Source organism: Bradyrhizobium sp. Arg816 (assembly GCF_029989365.1).
Taxonomy (GTDB): domain Bacteria; phylum Pseudomonadota; class Alphaproteobacteria; order Rhizobiales; family Xanthobacteraceae; genus Bradyrhizobium.
In genome coordinates this window covers 179,025-198,530 of record NZ_JAPRAQ010000003.1, presented here as the reverse complement: position 1 = coordinate 198,530, position 19,506 = coordinate 179,025, and the positions used below count along the sequence as shown (strand labels likewise).

Genomic DNA, 19,506 nt, shown 5'->3' with positions numbered 1-19,506 from the left:
CAATTCTCCGGTCCGCTTCAGGCGCCTGATCCATCGCGCCCGGCGCGATCCTTCACGATCACCGCCAGTGGATTGAGCTTGGGCGGCGCGACGAGCTTGAGCGTGTTGCTGTCGTGATGATTGAACGGCGCGCCGCGCACGAACAACTCGGTCTGGATCAGATAGCTCCAGCTTCCGTCATCGTTGAAGGTGATGTCGCAGCGATAGGAGTCGGTGCGGAAGGCCTGTTCCAGGAAATCGGTCGAGCAGATTCCGTAAGCGGTATCGCCGCGCTTCGCCGTGACCGATATCTTCCTGTCATCCGGCCCGGCCTTGCCCGAGGCGAGCAGGACCTGTCCGCGCGGGATCGCGAGCGTCTGCATGATCAGCCCGGTCGCGGGCTCCCACAGCCAGTAGCCGACCTGGTCGTGGAAGGTGATGTCTTCCTCGGGCGTGTTGATGTGGATGTGATAGCGCAGCCCGTAAAACAGCTGCGGCCCGTTGGCCTGCGGATCGATCGGGTCCATGCGGATGTGCTCGATGAAGGTCCGCCGCTCCGGCCCCTCCGCCTTCGGATTGATGTCGATGCCCTTGTCCGCCTGCCAGCTCCCTGCGAGCCGGCGGAGCGGACCGAGATTGGCAAGGCCGTCGGGCGAGACGTCCTCTTGTTCGGTGAAGATGTCGGCGGGAATGGGGAGCATGGGAACCTCGCATCGTTGCGGGGAACAGCAATAGCACAAGGGCTGCGGGAATCGACTGGAACGGAACCAGAGCGTGCGCCGGGTGTTATGTGAGCTTGAGTACGAGCCCTGGAAATCGGGCTCGAATGGGCAAGGACGCCCATGTCACGCGTAGCGGGGGATCCGGTGCTGTCTGAGAGAGCTGCTCGGCAGTCAACTGATCTGGACTTCCTCGCTGACGGCGGCGGGCTGGGCGCCATGATGAGCACCCGCGACTGGTCGGATTCGCCGCTCGGTCATCCCCGCGATTGGTCTCAGGCGCTGAAAACGACGGTCAGCATGCTGCTGGCCGCGCAAGCCCAGATCGTCCTGTTCTGGGGGCCTGACTTCGTCGCGCTCTACAATGACGCCTACGCCCCGGGCATCGGCGTCAATCACCCCCGCGCCCTCGGTCGCCCCGCGATCGAAAACTGGGGCGAGCTGTGGGACGATCTCGAACCGCTGCTATCAGGCGTGCGCCGAACCAGAAAGACGTTCGCCGCCAAGGATCGTCCGTTCTACGTCGAGCGCCACGGCTACGGCGAAACCAGCTACTGGGATGTCTCCTACTCGGCCGTGCGGGACGATGACGGCTCGGCCGGCGGAGTGCTCTGCATCGTGTCCGAGACGACGGAGCGCGTGCTGGGCGAGACGCGGCTGCGGGCGAGCGAAGCGCGATACAGGGAGCTGACCACGACCCTCGAGCAGCGCGTCGCCGAACGAACCGCCGAGCGTCATTTGCTGGCGACGATCGTGGAAACCACCGACGGACAGATCCAGGCGCTCGATCTCGATTATCGCTGGCTGGCGATCAACACGTCCTGCGCCGATGCCTATCAGCGCATCTACGGCAAGCGGCCGCAGATCGGCGCTTCCCTGCACGAATTCCTGGCCGACCGGCCCGAGCATCTCGCTGCGGCAACCGCGATCTGGAGCCGGGCGCTGGCCGGCGAAGCCTTCACCAACATCGATGAGTTCGGCGATCCCCGGTTCGACCGCCGCGTCTACGAGATGAAGTTCGAGGCGCTACGCGCTCCTGACGGCACGCGGATCGGCGCGTTCCTGACCGGGGTCGACGTGACGGATCGCCTGGAGGAGCAGGCGCGGCTCGCGCAGGCCGAGGAGGCGCTCCGCCAGGCCCAGAAGATGGAGGCCATGGGCCAGCTCACGGGCGGCGTCGCGCACGACTTCAACAATCTGCTCACGCCGATCGTCGGCCTGCTCGACCTGTTTCAGCGCAAGGGCATCGGCGGCGAGCGCGAGCATCGCCTCATTGCCGGCGCAGCACAGGCGGCCGAGCGCGCCAAGACGCTGGTTCAACGCCTGCTTGCTTTCGCGCGCCGGCAACCGCTTCAGGCCATTCCCGTCAGCATCGGTCTCCTCGTTGCCGAGATGGGCGACCTGATCTCGAGCACGACCGGACCGCAGATCCAGGTGACGGTGGACACGCCGGAAGACCTTCCTGCGGCCATGGCCGATCCCAACCAGATCGAGATGGCGATCCTGAACCTCAGCGTGAACGCCAGGGATGCCATGCCCGACGGCGGCAAGTTGCGCATCTCGGCGAAGGCCCGGACGGTCGGAGACTCTCACAATTCCGAGTTGGCACCGGGCACCTATGTCTGCATCTCCGTCGCCGACACCGGCATCGGCATGGACGAGTTCACGCTGGCCCACGCCGTCGAACCGTTCTTCTCGACCAAGGGCGTCGGGCGAGGCACCGGTCTTGGCCTCTCGATGGTCCACGGCCTCGCGTCACAGCTCGGCGGCGCGCTGACGATCAGGAGCGCCATGGGCGCGGGAACGACGGTCGAGCTGTGGCTGCCGGTCAGCCACGCCGTCGCGGGCGCGATCGATGCCGTCCCGCAATCAAAACTGCGGCCACAGCCCGTCGGCACCGCACTGCTGGTGGATGACGAACCGCTGGTGCGCATGAGCACCGCCGAGATGCTGGGCGAGCTCGGCTACAACGTCGTTGAAGCCGTCTCGGCGGAGGATGCACTTCAGCGCGTCAGGGAAGGCCTGCGGCCGAACCTGCTCGTCACCGACCATTTGATGCCCGGCATGAGCGGAACAGACCTCGGCCTCGCGCTGCGCAATCAATATCCCGAGCTCCAGATCCTCGTCGTGTCGGGCTACGCCAACAACGAAGGCATCACGCCGGACTGTCGCGGCTGACGAAGCCGTTCCGAAGCGATGAGCTGGCGGCGAGTTTGGCCGGCTTGGCGAAGGCGGGGCGATAGCGACGCAAGCAGGCGAGCAGCTCGCATGAGCGAAAGCGACATGCCGGTGCGATGATGTGTATCGGCGATCACGCCGTGATTATCGATGCGCGGGCGACTGTACCCAGTCCGATCGGAGGAGGCTGCCGAGCGGACGAACCTCCTCAACCCCAGCCGCGTCTACTTCAACGCCAGACTCTGGGCGTGAACTGAGAAGACCGAGGTGGAGGCCCGCCGGTTCACGCTGGCGGGCTCACTACGTTCTGAGAGCGTCAACCGCGTGGGCGACGAGAACGCCAATGCTGAGTACGATCAGGCAAATAATCGCCGCTTGAAATAACATCGGAGTAAATTCCGTGGGCCAGGGTCGGCTTTTATAAGCCCTCACATTCCGCCAGCATTTGGCCACCCAGAAGGCGCTTCGGTGTCCGCCTCGTTACAAGTATGCAAGGTTCATTGGCCTCGCGCGACGACGTCTCACTCCTTCAAAGCGGTGCGAGAATCTGCCAGACGATCAGCAGCACAACGACTACTAACATGGCGTAGATAGTCCCGCGGCCGATCCGGTTCATTCGAGAACCTCGTATTCGAACGCCACTCCCACAGGATCGTTCTCTACGAACCATGCTTCCGCGGCATCCTGGCTGGCGAAACGGGGCTCGATATCCGAAAGCCGTACGTCATCCGGCCAGCGGTCCGCATTCAAGGACACGCAATGGCAATTGTTACGTTTACCTACAAGCGGTTCCGAGCCTGAGTAGCATGAGCGCTTTTCGCGCCAGGTAGCATCAATAAACGCCCCAGCGTCTGGCAAGGGCTTTTACTGGCGGTATTCCCCTCGCTCCGCCAGTATATTCACCTCCATCCATCCACGGAGATCGATATGCATCGTGTCGCTCCGATGCTGACGTTACTCACTGCCGCTGTATTCCTTGCTTTTTTGGAGCCAGTCCGAGCTGTCGAGGCGGATCGATACTGCCTGCGAGGTCGCAATTGGGGCTTTCCGGGCAATTGTCAGTTCGCCACCCGCTCGCAATGCCTGGCTTCTGCTTCTGGCACGAACGCATATTGCGGCATCAACCCGCGCTATGCCGCTCCGCGGCGGCGCTAATCACCGCTCGGAGCTATTCGGCGGCACGGCATGGCAGAAGCGGTCAATCAAGGAAGACCCCCGATGCGAAAGCTTGCACTGTTCGTCATCCTGCTCTCGTTCGCAGGAATGGTCCCTTCCAGCGAATTATTTTCTCAGAGTGCGCTGCGAGGTGCCGTCATCGGTGGTGCTGTTGGTGGTCGCCGCGGCGCTGCCATAGGGGCGACGGCCGGAGCCATCGCGGGCGCCCACCGGCGACATCGGCATTGGCATCGATATTATTGGAGGAACGGCAACTGCTGGTACCGCTCGTCCAGCGGAAGGTCGCACCGGGTGTCGCATCGGTACTGCCGTTGAGCCTTCGCGTAGCGGGCCGTGCGACTGGCCTACAGAAGAGATCGAGAACGGCAACTCAATAAGGGGATCGCAATGTTCTTCGCTCAGGAAGGATTCACATATCGAAATTTTCTGATGGATATAATTGCTGTATTCGCATTTGTCGTTTGGTTCTGGCTGCTCATTGTCATCTATGGCGACCTGTTCAGGCGCCACGACATTTCCGGATGGGGTAAGGCACTGTGGGTGCTTGCGCTTGTTCTGACCTCCTACCTCGGCATCTTTGCTTACCTCATCACCCAAGGCAGGGGGATGGCGGAACGCAGCGCTGAGCAGGCTCAGCGGGCGCGCGAGGAATTACGGCACATCGTCGGCTTTAGTGTCGCCGACGAGCTTTCCAAGCTCGATCAGCTCAAAAAATCGGGCTCCATAACCGACACCGAGTACGGGCGCCTTCGCACCAAGCTGGTCTCCTAACCATCGGTGAGGGAAGCGGGGAGGCCCATGATGTTCGCAAAGCCTTTTGGAACCGTTGGAGCTCTTATTGCCGGCTTTGCAATTGCGTGGACTGAAAGCGCGCATGCGGAAATATTCATAACAACCGCCACCATATCGCAGGGCGAGTTGGTCATCGTCGGAAGAGTAAGACGGCCCCGCGAGCCCAGCGTGGAGATCAAGATCAGTCCGAGCAAAACCGTGAAAGTCGAGAGCACGTCGACGGGAGGATTTCGGTGGATTGGACCGGAGTTTCCATCCACTTGTATCGTCAAGATCACGTCCGGATCAGATACGAGAGACGTGGTGATACAGAATTGCGGCCTCCCCGGGCCAGCGGGTCCTCCAGGGCCGGCCGGACCTGCAGGCCCGATCGGACCGCCCGGGCCCAAAGGGAATTAGAAGGCAGACTTCGTCTTGCGGGTTTGCAGGTTGCCCACCGGATCGCTCTCGCATCAACAATGGAGGTGTCGGTTCGAAGTTCTGACGGAGCGCTACTGAGCATTATTGGACTTGGTTGCGTTTTCGACCGGAACCGCAGCGTGCGATGATAGGTACCGGCGATCACGCCGTGATTATCGATGCGCGGGCGACTGTGCCCAGTCCGATCGGAGGAGGCTGGCCTAGCCGACGAGCCTCCTCAACCCCAGCCGCCCCTACTTCAACGCCAAGCTGCTGCAATAGGCCGAGGTCTCGCCCGACCGCCAGCCGGTGACTCGTCCGGCTTCCTTGCACTCGTCGTAGGTCTTGAAGTTGCCGACGTTCCGGCACGTGAAGGAGTACACGCCGCCCGAAGCGTTGCAGCCGACCCAGGGCTGATTTCCCGTCTTGAAGCTCGATTGGCAACCGCCGGCACAGCTGCTCGTTTCGCGTTCGAGCTTGGCGAGCCTCGCGGCATCCGACATCGGCACCGCCGCGGCTGTCGATGTGGTTGGCGATGTCCGATACCCGGTGCTGCGGGCGGCCACGTGATGCGTTGGCTTGTGCGGCCTTGCCACCTGTCGCGGCGCGTCGACCGTGACGCTGGGAAGCTGGGTCTCGGTGGGCGTCGGTTGAGACATTGCCGTGCCGCTCAGGCCGCACAGCAACAGTGCAATCGATGGGAATGCGACAGCGGGACGCGCAACGAAGCGTGACGACAACGTCATGGCCATGTCCTTCCAGATGCGGAGGGACAGTCCATTCCATCCCCCGAGACGAGGATATCACGCGCCAATTGGAGTTGCATCGCCGAATCCTGCAACTTGATTCGGCCGGTCTCGTCATCCGCCCGTGGTGATCAACCACTGGACGAACGTCATCAGAACGGCGACCGCGATGGCCACGACGACGAGGTTTGGCTCCTGGAGCGTGCGGAAATCATCGTTGCGTTCCGCCATGAAGCGCGCGCAGCCATGAATGAGCATCGTCAACAGCACCGCACCCGCTGAACCAAGGTACGCGCTCAGCCACGATGCGTGGCGTTGCTGGAATAGGCCGGAGAAATTGGCGTCAGCGGATGCCGGAGAACGAGGGCAAGCACCAGGATGGTGCCCAGGGGCGGAATCGAACCACCGACACTGCGATTTTCAGTCGCATGCTCTACCAACTGAGCTACCTGGGCGTGCTCCAAAGAGGGGCCAAGGCCCATCGAGCGGGCGGTTTATAGTGGGCTGGAAGCGGCCTGTCCACCCGGCTTCGCCAAGTGGCTTCGCTGGGCGCGGCCCGCCTGTGCACAAGGTGGGGCGGGCTTGCTGCGGCTGGTTCACGGAGAATCGACCGCCTGACTAAGAGATTGATATTACTCGTTATTCTTCGCCATCCGCCTCGTCGTCGCGGCCGGGAATGACGTAGGAGCCTTTCAGCCAGCGGTTCAGGTCGACGTCGCGGCAGCGCGAGGAGCAGAACGGGCGGGTGGCTTCCGACTGCGGCTTGCCGCAGATCGGGCAGGTTTTGAGCGGGCCGGCGGGCTTTTTGACGTGGTCGTCCATGATGTCGGCAGCTTACTCGGGGTGAAGGCGTTCAAGAGCCTGTCGGCGAAGCGGTTCCTCGCCCGGACGCGCAGGCGCTGCGGGCCGGGTCCGGCGGCCCATTCTACTGTGCATGGGGTTGTTTTCGAGATTTTTGTCGGCGCGCTAGATCGCCGTGGCGTTGAGCCAGCCGAAGCGGATCGGAAAACCCTCGCCGCCGAGCAGCGTCGTGGTCTCGTAGAGCGGCAGGCCGACGACGTTGCTGTAGGACCCCACCATCTTCACCACGAAGGAACCGGCGATGCCCTGCACGGCGTAGCCGCCGGCCTTGCCGCGCCATTCGCCAGAGCCGATGTAGGCCTGGATGTCGTCCTCGGAGAGGCGCTTGAAGCGGACGCGGGTCTCGACCAGACGCTGGCGGAAGGCCTCGCGCGGCGTCACCAGGCAGATCGCGGTGTAGACGCGGTGGTTGCGGCCCGACAGCAGCCGCAGGCACTGCGCCGCCTCGTCCACCAGATTGGCCTTGGGCAGGATGCGGCGGCCGACCGCCACAACCGTGTCGGCCGAGAGGATGAAGGCGCCGCGCAGCTCGTCGTCGAGCTGGACTGATTTGAGCGCCGCATCGGCCTTGGCCCTTGCGAGACGGTTGGCGCAGGCGCGCGGCAGCTCGCCCCGCTTCGGCGTCTCGTCGACGTCGGCCGGCCGGAGCGCGTCCGGCTCGATGCCGGCCTGGTTGAGCAGCGACAGGCGCCGCGGCGAACCGGAGGCAAGTACGAATTTGGGGCGGCCGAGCATCAGGTGATTGGGGGATGAAGCAGGGGGTGAATTGCGCGCGGAACCTATCGGAAGGGGGCTGATTTCACAACCCGGGAACCCGGACTTTACTGATTCGAGGCGTCCCACATGCATGTGCCCTCGGTCTGTGACGCGGGTGTTACGGCTAACCGCTCGCCGCGCCGACCTTCGCGAAACGCCTGCGGATGCGCATCAGGAGCTGGTCGCAGACCTCGCGGTAGGCGGCGAGCTTCTGGTCGCGGCTGCCTTCGATCGTGGTGGGATCCTGCGTCGGCCAGTATTCGACGTCGGCGGCGAGCGTGCGGGTCAGCTCCAGCGCCTTGTGGTGCGCTTCGGGCGAGAGCGTGATGATGAGGTCGAAATTCAGCCCCTCCCAATCCTCCAGCTCCTCGAAGGTCTGCGGCTTGTGGGCGGAGATGTCCTGCCCCAGCTCATCCATCACGGCGACCACGAAGGGATCGAGCTCGCCTTTCCTGGCGCCGGCCGACTTCACGTAGAGGCCTTGTGGAAACATGTGCCGCAGCAGGCTCTCGGCCATCGGCGAGCGCACGCTGTTCATCGCGCAGGCGAACAGCACCGATTGCGGATCGCGTGCGCGTGGCGGCGCCGCCATCGCACTTAGCCCTTCCAATGAAGGACGGTGATGAGCGTGAACAGCCGGCGCGAGGTCTCGAAATCGACCCGCACCTTGCCCTTCAGCCGCTCCTGGAGCGTGCGCGATCCCTCGTCATGGATGCCGCGGCGGCCCATGTCGATGGCCTCGATCTTGTCCGGCGTAGCTGTCCGGATCGCCTGATAGTAGCTGTCGCAGATCATGAAATAGTCCTTCACGATCCGCCGGAACGGCGTCAACGACAACAGATGCGCGACCACGGGCGTGCCGTCGTCGCAGCGAATGTCGAACATCAGCCGGCTGCCGGTGATGCCGATATGCAGCGTGAACGGCCCCTTCCCGTCGGCGCCATCGGGCGCGAACAGATTCTGCTCGATCAGATCGTAGATCGCGATCGCGCGCTCATGCTCGATGTCGGGCCCGGAACGGCCGATCGAGTCCTCGTCGAGGGTGACCGCGACGATGCGATTGGTCGTGTCGTCCTGTTCGGGCGGCTGGGTCATGACAGATTGAGGCGCAATCCAATCGAGCGCGAATGAGCGTCCAGCCCCTCCGCTTGTCCGAGCGTCATCGCGGCAGGTCCGAGCGCACGCAGCTGGTCCGGGCCGCATTTCAGGATCGAGGTGCGCTTCATGAAGTCGGCAACTCCGAGGCCTGAGGAGAACCGCGCCGAGCGCGCCGTCGGCAGCACGTGGTTGGAGCCGCCGACATAGTCGCCGATCGCCTCCGGCGTATGCGCCCCGAGGAACACCGCGCCGGCGTTGCGGATCTTTGCGGCAAGCGCGTCGGGATCATCAGTCATGATCTCGAGATGCTCGGCCGCGATCGCATCCGCGAGCGGAATGGCATCGGCAAGTTTCTTCACCATGATGATGGCGCCGAAATCGGCCCAGGAGGCGCCGGCAATTGCTGTGCGCGGCAATGTCTTCAGCTGCGCTTCGACGGCTTTTTCGACATCGGCGGCCAGGCGCGCGGAATCCGTGATCAGGATCGATTGCGCGCTGGCGTCGTGCTCGGCCTGCGCCAGCAGATCAGCGGCGATCCAGTCGGCATTGCCGGTGTCATCGGCAATCACCAGCACCTCGGAGGGACCGGCGATCATGTCGATGCCGACCTTGCCGAACACCAGCCGTTTTGCTGCGGCGACATAGGCGTTGCCGGGGCCGACGATCTTTGCGACCGGCGCGATCGTCGCGGTGCCGTGGGCGAGCGCCGCCACGGCCTGCGCGCCGCCGACGCGGTAGATCTCGCTGACACCGCCGAGCGAAGCGGCCGCCAGCACCAGCGGATTGAGCTTGCCGTCCGGCGACGGCACCACCATGACGAGGCGCGCGACGCCGGCGACCTTCGCGGGTACCGCGTTCATCAGCACCGAGGAGGGATAGGCCGCGGTACCGCCGGGTACATAGAGGCCGGCGGATTCGATCGCGGTATAGCGCCAGCCGAGCTCGACGCCGAGCGGATCGGTGAAGCGCTCGTCCTTCGGAAGCTGGCGGCGGTGATAGGTCTCGATGCGGTCGCGCGCGAGCTTGAGCGCATCCAGCGTCGCGGCATCGCAGGCCTTTACGGCCGCCTCGATCTCTGCGGCGGTGACGCGCAGGCCGGATGCATCCAGCTTCAGCCGGTCGAACTTTGCCGTGGCCTCGAGCAGGGCCGCATCGCCCCGCCTGGCCACGTCGTCGACGATGACGCGCACGGCGGCCTCGACGTCGGCCGAGACCTCGCGCTTGGCGGCGAGGAAGGCCGCGAATCGCTGGTCAAAATCGGCGCTGCTGCGGTCGAGACGAACGGGCATTTTTGGCTTGGCTTCCGGCTGGTCTTTGGGGCGGATTGGCTCACCCGACCCCCTGCTCAATGGCGCGACGGGGAAGCTGCGTCAACCCTCGGGAGATGCCGTTCCGGCAGCGGCCCGACCTGGCTTGACTGGTATACCGGTCAACTCACCCCTCCTCCTCGATGCCCAGTCCCGCCCCCAGCTCGTCCGCCCCCAGATCAGTCAACTCGCACTCCAGACATTCGACGTCGAGGCGGATGGCGCCGCCATGGGCGAACAGCAGCAGGGCGCTGCCGCCGGGCTCCTGGTCGCGGCCGTCCTGGGGGTGAAACTCGATGCCGACGAGGTCCAGAACCTCGTCCGGCGCGCCGAGATCGATGTTGCGCGATTTGCAGGCGAGCACGCGGTCGAAGCGGAGCGCGGCGACCAGCCGGCGGGGTTCGGCCTCGCCGTCCAGAGTCTGCTCCCAGTCCAGCCGGCTCATCCCGACCACCAGCCGCTTCTCGCTCTGCCGCCAGATGATGTCGGCGGCCTGGACGCGGGCGTCCTGCACATGGGTCGAGATCACCGCGAGATCGTCGGCATCGAGCGCGATCAGTTTGAGCTGGGGAGACATCGCCGGCATTTCTCCTCGGGGGACTGATATGGCTCAACGCGCGCGGACGCGGAAATTTCCGTGAAACTAACGGGCCAGCCGACTAGAGGCTATTGATATCCTCCATCTCCAGTACCTTCCGCGGATACCCCTCCCGGGCGACACGAATCATGGCGCGACCCATCTGCTCGGTCGAGGTGACCAGCCGCGGCGAGATCCGGCGCAGCGCCGACCAGAGCGGCCCGGTTGCGGCATACACGGCCTGCACCCAGGCGGTCTTGGAGCGGGCGCCGTGCAGGGGCTGGATCGCCCCGGGCCGGAACATGTAGGCGCCCCGGAATGGCAACTTGAGCAGATCGTTTTCGGTCTTGCCCTTGACCCGCGCCCACATCCGCGATCCCTGCTCGGTGGAATCGGTGCCGGCGCCGGTGACGTAGACGAACGTCATCTGCGGATTGAGCTTCGCGAGCGTCGTCGCCGCCGCGAGCGTGAGATCGTAGGTGAGATGGCGATAGCGATCCTCGCTCATGCCGATCGAGGAGACGCCGAGGCAGAAGAAGCAGGCATCGAAGCCCGTGAGCTGCGCTTCGATCGCCGAGTAGTCGGTGAAATCGCCGTGCGTGATTTCGGTGAGCTTGGCGTTTCGCACTCCGGTCGGGCTGCGGCCGACCACGAGCACGCGGTCGATGCCGGTGTCGATCAGGCATTCGCGCAATACGCCCTGACCGACCATGCCGGTCGCGCCGAAGATGATGACTTGCATCGTGACGTTCCCAACCGGCCCGCGGCTCATGCGGCAACCGCGATCTCGTCGAAGGATACACCGGTCAACGTCGCCGAGACATCCCACAGCATGGCGGCCGCGGCGAAATCCTTCGCCTGCGGCATGATCTTCGCCGGCGCAGGCGGCCCCTTCAATTCGTAGAACCAGTTCGGACCGTAATAGCCACCGGACTCTGCAGCCGGCGAGGTCGCCGCGAACAGCGTGGGCAGCGCGCCTTCGGCTGCGGAGTGGCTGATGAAAGGCTGGAGCCAACGGCTCACGCGCGACTGGAAAGTGTTCGCGCCCGGCCCGTTCGGAATGAGATCGGTCCGCGCGTAGCCGGGATGGGCGCCGAGGCTCGTCAGGCCCCAGCCGGTGGCGAGGCTGCGGCGCTGCAGCTCCAGCGAAAACATCAGCATCGCCAGCTTGGACTGGCAATAGGCGCGCCAGGGGCGATAGGAACGCTTGCCTTGCAGATCGTCGAAATTGATCGCACCGGAGCGGTGCGCGAGGCTCGACAGATTGACGATGCGCGGCGCTTTCGCGCGACGAAGCTGCGGCAACAGCTGTGCCGTCAGCGCGTAATGGCCGAGATAGTTGGTGCCGAGCTGCATCTCGAAACCATCGTCCGTCTGCTGCCGCTTCGGCAGCGCCATCACGCCGGCATTGTTGATCAGGAGATCCAGCTGCTCGTTGCTGGCGGCAAAGCGCCTGGTAAAATCGGCGACGGAGGCGAGACTGGCGAGATCGAGATGCTCGTAGGCGATCAATGCGTTGGGAAACCGCTCGCAAATGCCCTCGATCGCCCGCAGGCCCTTTGCGTCGTTGCGTCCGGTGAGTATGACAATGGCACCGGCGCCCGCCAGCGCCATCGCCGTCTCGTAGCCGAGGCCGCCCGTCGCCCCGGTCACGACGGCGGTCTTGCCGCTGAGAGAGGGGATGTCTGCCGTGCTCCAGTCGGTCATGCCATATCTCCGTTCGGGGCTGGAAAAGCCCCGCGACGGGTCTAAATGTGCACTGAGTGCAAGTTTGCAAGAGGTGAAATAATTGAAGGCTTCGAAGGCCGCCGGGAAATCAGCCAGGAAAGGCGCCAAGCCATTGGCAGCAGGGGCAAAATCCCCTGATGGCCTGGGCTTGCGCGAGCGCAAGCTGCAGGCGACCCGCGAGCGGTTGACCCGCGCGGCGATGGCACTGTTCCTGGAGCGTGGCTTCGAGGCCACGACCATCGACGACATCGCGACCGCGGCGGACGTGTCGCGCCGCAGCTTCTTCCATTATTTCGCGTCCAAGGAGGATGTGGTCGCTGCCTGGCAGGAGGGCGCGGCAACCGCGCTGGTCGCCGAGATCGTGGCGCGGCCCACGAACGAGTCCATGCTGACCGCGGCCGAGAATGCGATCGCGGGGGCGATCAAGCGGATCGACCCGGCGGAGGCGGCGGCGATGTCGCGGCTCAAGCGCGACAATCCAGCGCTGCAAGCGCGCGATCAGCTCAAATACGAGAAGCTCGAGCGCGCATTGGCCGAAGGGCTTTCGCAGCGCGCCAAAACCAAATCGGACAGGCTGAAGGCACGGCTCGTCGCCATGATCGCCACCGGCGCGATGCGGGTCGGCGGCGAAAGCTGGATCGGCGAAGGTGTGCGGGAGAAACCGGAGGTCTTCGTGAAGCGCACGTTCGATGCGATCAGGGCGATCTTGAAGTGACGCTCTTCCTTCTCCCCTTGTGGGAGAAGGTGGCGCGAAGCGCCGGATGAGGGGTTCTATCCGCGAACTCAGAGGTTCGCTTGCGGAGACAACCCCTCACCCGTCTCGCCGCTATGCGGCGAGCCACCCTCTCCCACAAGGGGAGAGGGCAAGAGGCGACCTCACGCCTTGAAGAACGCGAGCAGGTCCGCGTTGATGGTTTCGGCGTGCGTGGTCGGCATGCCGTGCGGGAAGCCCTTGTAGGTCTTGAGCGTGCCGTTCTTCAGCAGCTTGGCCGACAGCGGCGCGGAATCGGCGTAGGGAACGATCTGGTCGTCGTCGCCGTGCATCACCAGCACGGGCACGCTGATCTTCTTCAGATCCTCGGTGAAATCGGTCTGCGAGAACGCGACGATGCCGTCGTAATGCGCCTTCGCGCCGCCCATCATGCCCTGGCGCCACCAGTTCTGGATCACCGCTTCCGACGGCTTTGCGCCGGGACGGTTGTAGCCGTAGAACGGGCCCGCGGGGAGATCGCGATAAAATTGCGTGCGGCTGGCGGCGAGCTGCCTCTGGAGATCGTCGAACACGCCCTTCGGAAGGCCGCCCGGATTGGCCGCCGTCTGCACCATCAGCGGCGGCACCGCCGAAAGGATCGCGGCCTTCGCCACCCGGCTCTCGCCGTGACGCGCGATGTAGTGCACGACTTCACCGCCCCCGGTGGAGTGGCCGACATGGATGGCGTTCTTGAGGTCGAGATGCGCCGTCACCGCCGCGAGATCGTCGGCATAGTGATCCATGTCGTGGCCGTCGGCGACCTGCGACGAGCGGCCGTGGCCGCGGCGGTCATGGGCGATGACGCGGTAGCCCTGCGCAACGAAAAACAACATCTGCGTGTCCCAGTCGTCGGCCGACAGCGGCCAGCCATGGCTGAACACGATCGGCTGGCCCGAGCCCCAATCCTTGAAAAAGATCTCGACGCCGTCTTTGGTGGTGATGGTGGGCATGAATGGCTCCTTCAGTGAAAATCGATCCGGGGCTCGCAAAACGCGAACCGGCAATCCGGAGATGGTCGGGCGATGTCACGAGGTCGATGCCGCGCACCGACCGTGAACGTGCGATCAGGCAAACGTCATCGGCTTGTAGCGGCGCCAGGCGCCGATGGTCAGCACCACGAAGAACACCAGCACGATGCCCTGCACCACGGCGAAGACGGGGCCTCCCGGCGGATTCGGCGGCACGGCAGGCGCGAGCGCGGCGAGCGCCGGCACTTTCAGGAACGACTGGATCACCAGCACGAAGACGTTGAAATAGAGCGAGATCATCGCGGTCACGATGTAGACGGGACGCCAGACCCCTTTGAGCTTCATTCCGTAGAGCGCGAGGCAGGCGATCGCGAGCAGCACCAGCGAGATGCCGGCGATGATGTACGAGGGCAGCAGCTCCTTGAACGGAAACAGGAAGCCGGTGACGTTGGTGAGGATCGTGAACAGCAGGAAGATCGCGGTGAGGCCCGGCATCGACTTCGACCCGAGCAGACCGAACATCACGACCAGGCCGGCGACGATGCCGATCAGGCTGATGATGACATGGACCAACGTGAAGGCGGGCAGGCTCAACCCAAGAACCACGGCATCTCTCCTACTCTCTGCATTGAGATCAGGCGATTGATATTACGGTCCTCATCGGATGGCTACATACGCGATGTCACAGACTCGTGCGGAGCCATGCGCCGTCGTGCGAATCGACAAACGCACGACCGAATTTTTTGCAGTGCTGTCACAAACGACGACAGTTTGTAGCCCGGATGGAGCGAAGCGAAATCCGGGGTTCTCGCGTGTGGATAGTGTCGTCCCGGATTACGCTGCGCTCCATCCGGGCTACGAGCCCTCAGGTCTCCGACGAAAGTTGGATCACACTTCCTTGGTGTCGAAGATCAGCAGATCGGCGCCGCCGCTGGCGAATTTCGGCACGTCGCCTGCGGCCGCCTTGCCCGCGTCGCTGCCGAAGGCCTTCTGGATGTCGCCCACGCTGTCGAAGCTGAGAATGGCGACGAGGTGGACGCCCGATGGTCCGGCGGGCGAGCCGACTGCGCCCGTGCTGACGGCGTATTTCTTCAGGCCGGGAAGTTTCTTCGCGAGCGGAATGTGGGTCTCGGCATAATGCTTGTCGAAGGCGGCAGCGTCCTTGGGCGTCTTGTAGAGCACGACGAGTTCGGCCATTTGGTCCTCCCTTGTGAATCTTTGTTCTTCCACGCGCGATTGGCTCGCGAGAGGGGATAGTCTGTGGGACACGTCAGGATGGCAAGCCTCATTCGACTTGCCATTCCCTTGTCTTGTCCTTGACTTATTGTTTGAGCACGATCTTGTCGGAAAACCGCTTCACACTTTTCCGGATCGTGCTTTAGAGCGCCGGTTTTGCGGCGTCGCCGAGATAGCCGTGCAGGGAGGCCACGACCTGCGCGCCCTCGCCGATGGCACCGCCGACGCGCTTGACCGAGCCGGAGCGGACGTCGCCGACCGCGTAGACGCCGGGCACCGAGGTCTCCAGCGGGGCCACCAGCCTGCCCTGGTTCAGCTCGGACTGCGCGCCCGTCACGACGAAGCCGCCGCGATCGAGCGTGACGCCGCAGCCGTCGAGCCAGCTGGTGGCGGGATCGGCGCCGACGAACAAAAAGAGATTCTTGATGGCGGCGGAGTCCTCGTCATCAGACAACCGGCTCTTCCAGCGGATGCGCCGCAGCAGCGTGGCCTCGTCGCCCTCGAGCGCGGTGATCTCGGTATTGAACATCAATTCGATGTTGGGTGTCGCTTCGATGCGCTCGATGAGATAGCGCGACATGCTGGCCCCCAGGCCACCGCCGCGGATGATCATCAGCACCTTCTTGGCGTGCCCCGACAGGAACACGGCCGCCTGTCCCGCCGAATTGCCGGCGCCGACCAGGGCGACCTCGTCGCCGGCGCAGAGCCGCGCCTCGACCGGAGAGGCCCAATACCAGACGCCGCGGCCCTCGAACTTGTCGAGGTTCTCGATCTCGGGGCGGCGATAACGCGCGCCGCTCGCAACCACGACTGCGCGCGAACGCAGGGGATCGCTGCCGTCGAGCGTCACCGCAAAGGCGCCGTCCCTGCGCGTGCAGTCGAGCGACTTCACCGTGACCGGGATCATGATGTCGGCGCCGAACTTCTGCGCCTGGTTGAACGCGCGCGCGGTCAGGGCCAGGCCGGAAATGCCGGTCGGAAAGCCCAGATAGTTTTCGATGCGCGCGCTGGCGCCGGCCTGGCCGCCGAAGGCGCGGGTGTCGAGCACGGCAACCGAAAGCCCTTCGGACGCCGCATACACGGCGGTCGCCAGCCCGGCGGGTCCGCAGCCGACGATCGCGACGTCGTAGATGCGGTCGTTGCGGGGGCCGCCGATCATGCCGATCGCGCGCGCAACCTCGGTTTCGCTGGGGTTGCGCAGCACCTCGCCGCTCGCCGCGACGACCAGCGGCCAGTCTTCCGGCTTCGGCGAATAGCGCGCGATCACCTCGGCGGCGTCGCGGTCACGTTCGGGATCGAGCAGATGATGCGGCTGGCCGTTGCGGGTGAGGAAGCCCTGCAAGCGCACCACGCCGGCCGAATGCGAGGGTCCGATCAGCACCACACCGCCGACGCCGGCCTGAAGCAGATTGACCCGGCGCAGGATCAGCGCGCGCATGATGCGCTCGCCGAGCTCGGCCTCGGCGACCAGCAGCGCACGCAGGCGGGGCGGCGGCAGCAGCAGCGTCTCGACCTCGCCTTCGGCGCGGCCGTCGACCAGCGCCGGCCGGCCCGAGAGCTGGCTGAGTTCGGCCAGAAATTGCCCCGGCCCCTGGTCGATCAGCGGCGTGACATTGCCGAGCCCGTCGCGCTGGGTGATGGCGACGTGGCCCTTCAGAACGACGAACATGCCCGGCCCGGGCTTGCCGGTCTCGAACAGGAATTCGCCGTCGGCGTAAGTGCGGACCTCGCCGAAATTCCGCATGCGCTCGATCTCGGCCGATGTCAGCGCGGGAAAGGTCTGCTCGGGGCGTGTGAATCGCGACATCTGCGCGTCACCATCGTTTCGTTGCTGCTCGTCCTGCCCCATTGCCACGTCCATGCACTCCAAAAATTCTAATCGCCAGTCTTCAATCGCCAGTCTTGCCGGCGGTCCCCTCATCTAGGGAAGCATCGTCATTCTGCGAGGGGTCGGTGATTGCGGCGCGTTCGCGCGCCTGCGCCTTCCGCCGCTTCAGGTTTTCACGCAGCGCCGATTTCAGCCGGTCGTCCCGCGCCCCCCTCGCCTGTCTCGTGCTCTTGTCGTTCTCGTCAGCCATCAGCGGTCCATACCAGCGATCCGCGATAACATGCCCGGAGAATGCGGCAGCTCAAGAGGCCCCTCGCGATCCGATCGTGCGAAAGTCGAAAATGGGCCGAATGCCATGCCGCGGCCAACTGGCCAGTTGGCCGGGGATATCGGAACCGAAATCGGCGGAAAGTCGGTACTTTCACCTGAAAACGGGCATTTTGGCCCCGATATCGACCCGATTTTCTCGTTTTGGCGGAGCTAGCAAGCTTGCACAGGAGGGGGGCTTGTGGCAGATATCGGCCCGCTTGGTAGGCCCCCTTGGCGGCCGATTCTTATCCCAGCACATGCTGCCGTAGCTCAGTGGTAGAGCACTCCATTGGTAATGGAGAGGTCGACAGTTCAATCCTGTCTGGCAGCACCACTCATCCTGCTGGGAACATTGATTTTCTTGAAATTTCGGTCCTGAGTGCCACACAAAAGTGCCACACAGACCAATGGTTTCTCTGAAGTTCTCAATGTCCCAGCGTGCCGGCTCGACCGTTCCCCAATTCCGCATTCGCGTTCCTACCAAGATCGTCGATCGACTCCGCGGCAAGCGCGTGTTGCTCAGCATCAGCACACCAGACGACTATCCATTCGTCCGGACCGTGACGATCGGAAGCGACGTAGCGTTTACCCTCGGGACGGACGACAGGACCATTGCGGAGGCGCGACAGGCCAACGCTCTGGATCACCTTCGCCGGCTGTTCGATCTGACCGAAGCGGCTCCGATCAGTCTCAGTCACAAAGACATGGTCGCGCTGAGCGGCGAGACGTACCGGCTGTATCAGGAAATCCACCGCGACAACCCCGGCGAACCTGACGCATGGATGTATCACAAGGCGCTCAGTCGCGCGGCGCTTGAAGGTCGCATCAAAAACCCACCTCCAGCGGCCTTGATGCCGAACGAGGCGAGCACCGCGACGGAGCTGTTTGGGACTGGTGATCTGACTGCGGCTGTCAACGCCTTCCCGCCCGACCAGTATGACGCGCTGGAAGATCGGTTCGGACTTCTCGCTGATTGGGTTCTGATCCGCCAGCGCATCCACCTAAACCCGAGCGATCGGCGACGCTTCCTCCGCTTCGTCGGAACGGCCAGCCTTGATGCAGGCTGGCAGCTACGGCGCAATGCTGAGGGTGACTACAGCCCTGACCCGAAGGCCCAACGCTTCCCACCGATCGAAAGCGTAGCAGCGATCAAGCCGCGGCAAACCATCACCGGCTTGCTTGAACTATGGTGGGCTGAAGCCAAAGCGACCGGCCGCAGTCGGACTACCTACGACACTTACAAGGGCGCGATCGATCGACTCGTTAAGCATCTCGGTCACGACGATGCTAACCGCGTGACCGAGCAGGACATGATTGCGTTCAAGGACGCCCGTCTGAAGGTCGTGACCGCCAAGACCTTGAAGGATGGTGATCTGCCGGGCATCAAATCCATTTTCGGCTGGGCAGTAGACAATCAGAAGCTGACGAAAAATCCGGCCGACGCAGTCAAGGTCAAGGCAGAAAAGAAGATCCGGACCCGTCCGAAGGGCTTCACAGATCAGGAAGCCGGCTCGATCTTCGAGGCCTGCCATTCATACGTGCAGAAGCCGAAAGAGGACTCGAGGACAGCCGCCGCCAAGCGGTGGGCTCCGCTGATCGCCTGCTACACCGGCTGCCGTATTGCGGAGGCGTTACAGCTTCGCAAAGAGGATGTTCGCACCGAGTCAGGTCACGATGTTTTTGATCTCAATCCGCTTGCCGGGAGCATCAAGACGGGGACTTACCGGCTGGTCCCTGTCCACCCACACCTGATCGAACTCGGGTTATTGCGCTTCGTCGCTGACTCGGGAGACGGCCCGCTGTTCGCGAAAGGCAGCTACAAACGTGTCCTTGATTTTGTTCGGACGGTTGTACCCGATGAACGGGTCCAGCCTAACCACGCATGGCGGCACCGCCTCAAGTCAGTCAGTCGTGACCTTGGATTTGATCCGCGAGTCGTCGATGCCATTCAGGGCCACGCGGCCCGAACATCTGGCGAGGACTATGGCGACGTGTCGGTGTTCGCCATGGCCCGCGTGATTAATGCCATCCCCCGGATTGCAAAAACGCCCCCGGCCTGAGTGGCTGAGAGCGCGATGGCCGCAGTGGGCTGAGGTGG

The 19,506-nt window shown here is 64.0% G+C and carries 20 protein-coding genes, 2 tRNA genes and 1 pseudogene; 6 read left to right on the top strand and 17 right to left on the bottom strand.

What is annotated here, in order from left to right:
* Window positions 1-17 precede the first annotated feature (17 nt).
* Entirely contained in the window at window positions 18-680 is a 663-nt protein-coding gene (locus tag OWC48_RS09655; RefSeq protein WP_282519770.1) for an FABP family protein, read from the bottom strand.
* A gap of 141 nt (window positions 681-821) precedes the next feature.
* On the opposite strand from OWC48_RS09655, the pseudogene OWC48_RS09650 reads away from it, so the two are divergent.
* The 3 genes and pseudogenes from OWC48_RS09650 to OWC48_RS09640 all read left to right on the top strand — a co-directional run bounded on the left by OWC48_RS09650 (window position 822) and on the right by OWC48_RS09640 (window position 4,823).
* Window positions 822-2,941, top strand: a pseudogene (locus tag OWC48_RS09650) (ATP-binding protein).
* An 862-nt stretch (window positions 2,942-3,803) separates the two neighbouring features.
* Window positions 3,804-4,031 carry a DUF3551 domain-containing protein gene (locus tag OWC48_RS09645; protein WP_282519768.1) on the top strand — a complete coding sequence of 76 codons (228 nt, stop codon included), beginning with the start codon at window positions 3,804-3,806 and terminating at the stop codon, window positions 4,029-4,031.
* A 408-nt stretch (window positions 4,032-4,439) separates the two neighbouring features.
* On the top strand, window positions 4,440-4,823 hold the full coding sequence (locus OWC48_RS09640; RefSeq protein ID WP_028147401.1) for a PLDc N-terminal domain-containing protein: 384 nt from the start codon (window positions 4,440-4,442) through the stop codon (window positions 4,821-4,823).
* A gap of 674 nt (window positions 4,824-5,497) precedes the next feature.
* Here OWC48_RS09640 and OWC48_RS09635 read toward each other — a convergent pair.
* The 11 genes from OWC48_RS09635 to OWC48_RS09585 all read right to left on the bottom strand — a co-directional run bounded on the left by OWC48_RS09635 (window position 5,498) and on the right by OWC48_RS09585 (window position 12,295).
* Entirely contained in the window at window positions 5,498-5,989 is a 492-nt protein-coding gene (locus OWC48_RS09635) for a hypothetical protein (RefSeq protein WP_282519767.1), read from the bottom strand.
* 114 nt (window positions 5,990-6,103) lie between these two features.
* Window positions 6,104-6,253 (bottom strand): hypothetical protein, encoded by a 150-nt coding sequence (locus tag OWC48_RS09630; RefSeq protein ID WP_282519766.1) that lies wholly within the window; start codon window positions 6,251-6,253, stop codon window positions 6,104-6,106.
* A gap of 115 nt (window positions 6,254-6,368) precedes the next feature.
* Window positions 6,369-6,444 (bottom strand) — tRNA-Phe (locus tag OWC48_RS09625).
* A gap of 184 nt (window positions 6,445-6,628) precedes the next feature.
* A complete protein-coding gene (yacG, locus tag OWC48_RS09620; RefSeq protein ID WP_028151429.1) occupies window positions 6,629-6,811 on the bottom strand; it encodes a DNA gyrase inhibitor YacG in 183 nt (60 codons plus the stop codon).
* A 144-nt stretch (window positions 6,812-6,955) separates the two neighbouring features.
* Window positions 6,956-7,585, bottom strand: a complete 630-nt coding sequence (locus OWC48_RS09615; protein WP_028151428.1) for a Maf-like protein — start codon at window positions 7,583-7,585, stop codon at window positions 6,956-6,958.
* A gap of 145 nt (window positions 7,586-7,730) precedes the next feature.
* Window positions 7,731-8,198, bottom strand: a complete 468-nt coding sequence (locus OWC48_RS09610) for a low molecular weight phosphatase family protein (protein WP_028151427.1) — start codon at window positions 8,196-8,198, stop codon at window positions 7,731-7,733.
* Between the two features lie 5 nt (window positions 8,199-8,203).
* A complete protein-coding gene (locus OWC48_RS09605) occupies window positions 8,204-8,701 on the bottom strand; it encodes a UPF0262 family protein (protein ID WP_282519765.1) in 498 nt (165 codons plus the stop codon).
* The gene (gene hisD / locus OWC48_RS09600) at window positions 8,698-9,993 is read right to left on the bottom strand and encodes a histidinol dehydrogenase (RefSeq protein ID WP_282519764.1); all 1,296 of its coding nucleotides are present in this window, start codon (window positions 9,991-9,993) and stop codon (window positions 8,698-8,700) included. The genes OWC48_RS09605 and hisD overlap by 4 nt, the downstream gene beginning before the upstream one ends.
* A gap of 145 nt (window positions 9,994-10,138) precedes the next feature.
* Entirely contained in the window at window positions 10,139-10,588 is a 450-nt protein-coding gene (locus OWC48_RS09595; RefSeq protein ID WP_282519763.1) for a DUF2948 family protein, read from the bottom strand.
* 82 nt (window positions 10,589-10,670) lie between these two features.
* Window positions 10,671-11,330: an NAD(P)H-binding protein gene (locus OWC48_RS09590; protein ID WP_282519762.1), complete on the bottom strand. Its 660-nt coding sequence runs from the start codon at window positions 11,328-11,330 to the stop codon at window positions 10,671-10,673.
* Between the two features lie 26 nt (window positions 11,331-11,356).
* Entirely contained in the window at window positions 11,357-12,295 is a 939-nt protein-coding gene (locus tag OWC48_RS09585; RefSeq protein WP_282519761.1) for an SDR family oxidoreductase, read from the bottom strand.
* An 82-nt stretch (window positions 12,296-12,377) separates the two neighbouring features.
* Between OWC48_RS09585 and OWC48_RS09580 the strand changes: the two genes are divergently transcribed.
* Window positions 12,378-13,031: a TetR/AcrR family transcriptional regulator gene (locus OWC48_RS09580; RefSeq protein ID WP_282519760.1), complete on the top strand. Its 654-nt coding sequence runs from the start codon at window positions 12,378-12,380 to the stop codon at window positions 13,029-13,031.
* Between the two features lie 161 nt (window positions 13,032-13,192).
* On the opposite strand, the gene OWC48_RS09575 is transcribed toward OWC48_RS09580, so the two are convergent.
* The 5 genes from OWC48_RS09575 to OWC48_RS09555 all read right to left on the bottom strand — a co-directional run bounded on the left by OWC48_RS09575 (window position 13,193) and on the right by OWC48_RS09555 (window position 17,349).
* Window positions 13,193-14,017 (bottom strand): alpha/beta fold hydrolase, encoded by an 825-nt coding sequence (locus OWC48_RS09575; RefSeq protein WP_282519759.1) that lies wholly within the window; start codon window positions 14,015-14,017, stop codon window positions 13,193-13,195.
* 114 nt (window positions 14,018-14,131) lie between these two features.
* The gene (locus OWC48_RS09570; RefSeq protein ID WP_282519758.1) at window positions 14,132-14,641 is read right to left on the bottom strand and encodes a hypothetical protein; all 510 of its coding nucleotides are present in this window, start codon (window positions 14,639-14,641) and stop codon (window positions 14,132-14,134) included.
* Window positions 14,642-14,923: 282 nt separating this feature from the next.
* Entirely contained in the window at window positions 14,924-15,232 is a 309-nt protein-coding gene (locus tag OWC48_RS09565) for an EthD family reductase (protein ID WP_028151418.1), read from the bottom strand.
* A 181-nt stretch (window positions 15,233-15,413) separates the two neighbouring features.
* Window positions 15,414-17,120 carry an FAD-dependent oxidoreductase gene (locus tag OWC48_RS09560; RefSeq protein ID WP_282520080.1) on the bottom strand — a complete coding sequence of 569 codons (1,707 nt, stop codon included), beginning with the start codon at window positions 17,118-17,120 and terminating at the stop codon, window positions 15,414-15,416.
* A 40-nt stretch (window positions 17,121-17,160) separates the two neighbouring features.
* On the bottom strand, window positions 17,161-17,349 hold the full coding sequence (locus OWC48_RS09555) for a hypothetical protein (RefSeq protein ID WP_282519757.1): 189 nt from the start codon (window positions 17,347-17,349) through the stop codon (window positions 17,161-17,163).
* A gap of 318 nt (window positions 17,350-17,667) precedes the next feature.
* On the opposite strand from OWC48_RS09555, the gene OWC48_RS09550 reads away from it, so the two are divergent.
* Window positions 17,668-17,742: transfer RNA gene (locus OWC48_RS09550), tRNA-Thr, on the top strand.
* A gap of 94 nt (window positions 17,743-17,836) precedes the next feature.
* Window positions 17,837-19,468, top strand: a complete 1,632-nt coding sequence (locus tag OWC48_RS09545; RefSeq protein ID WP_282519756.1) for a hypothetical protein — start codon at window positions 17,837-17,839, stop codon at window positions 19,466-19,468.
* Window positions 19,469-19,506: the final 38 nt, after the last annotated feature.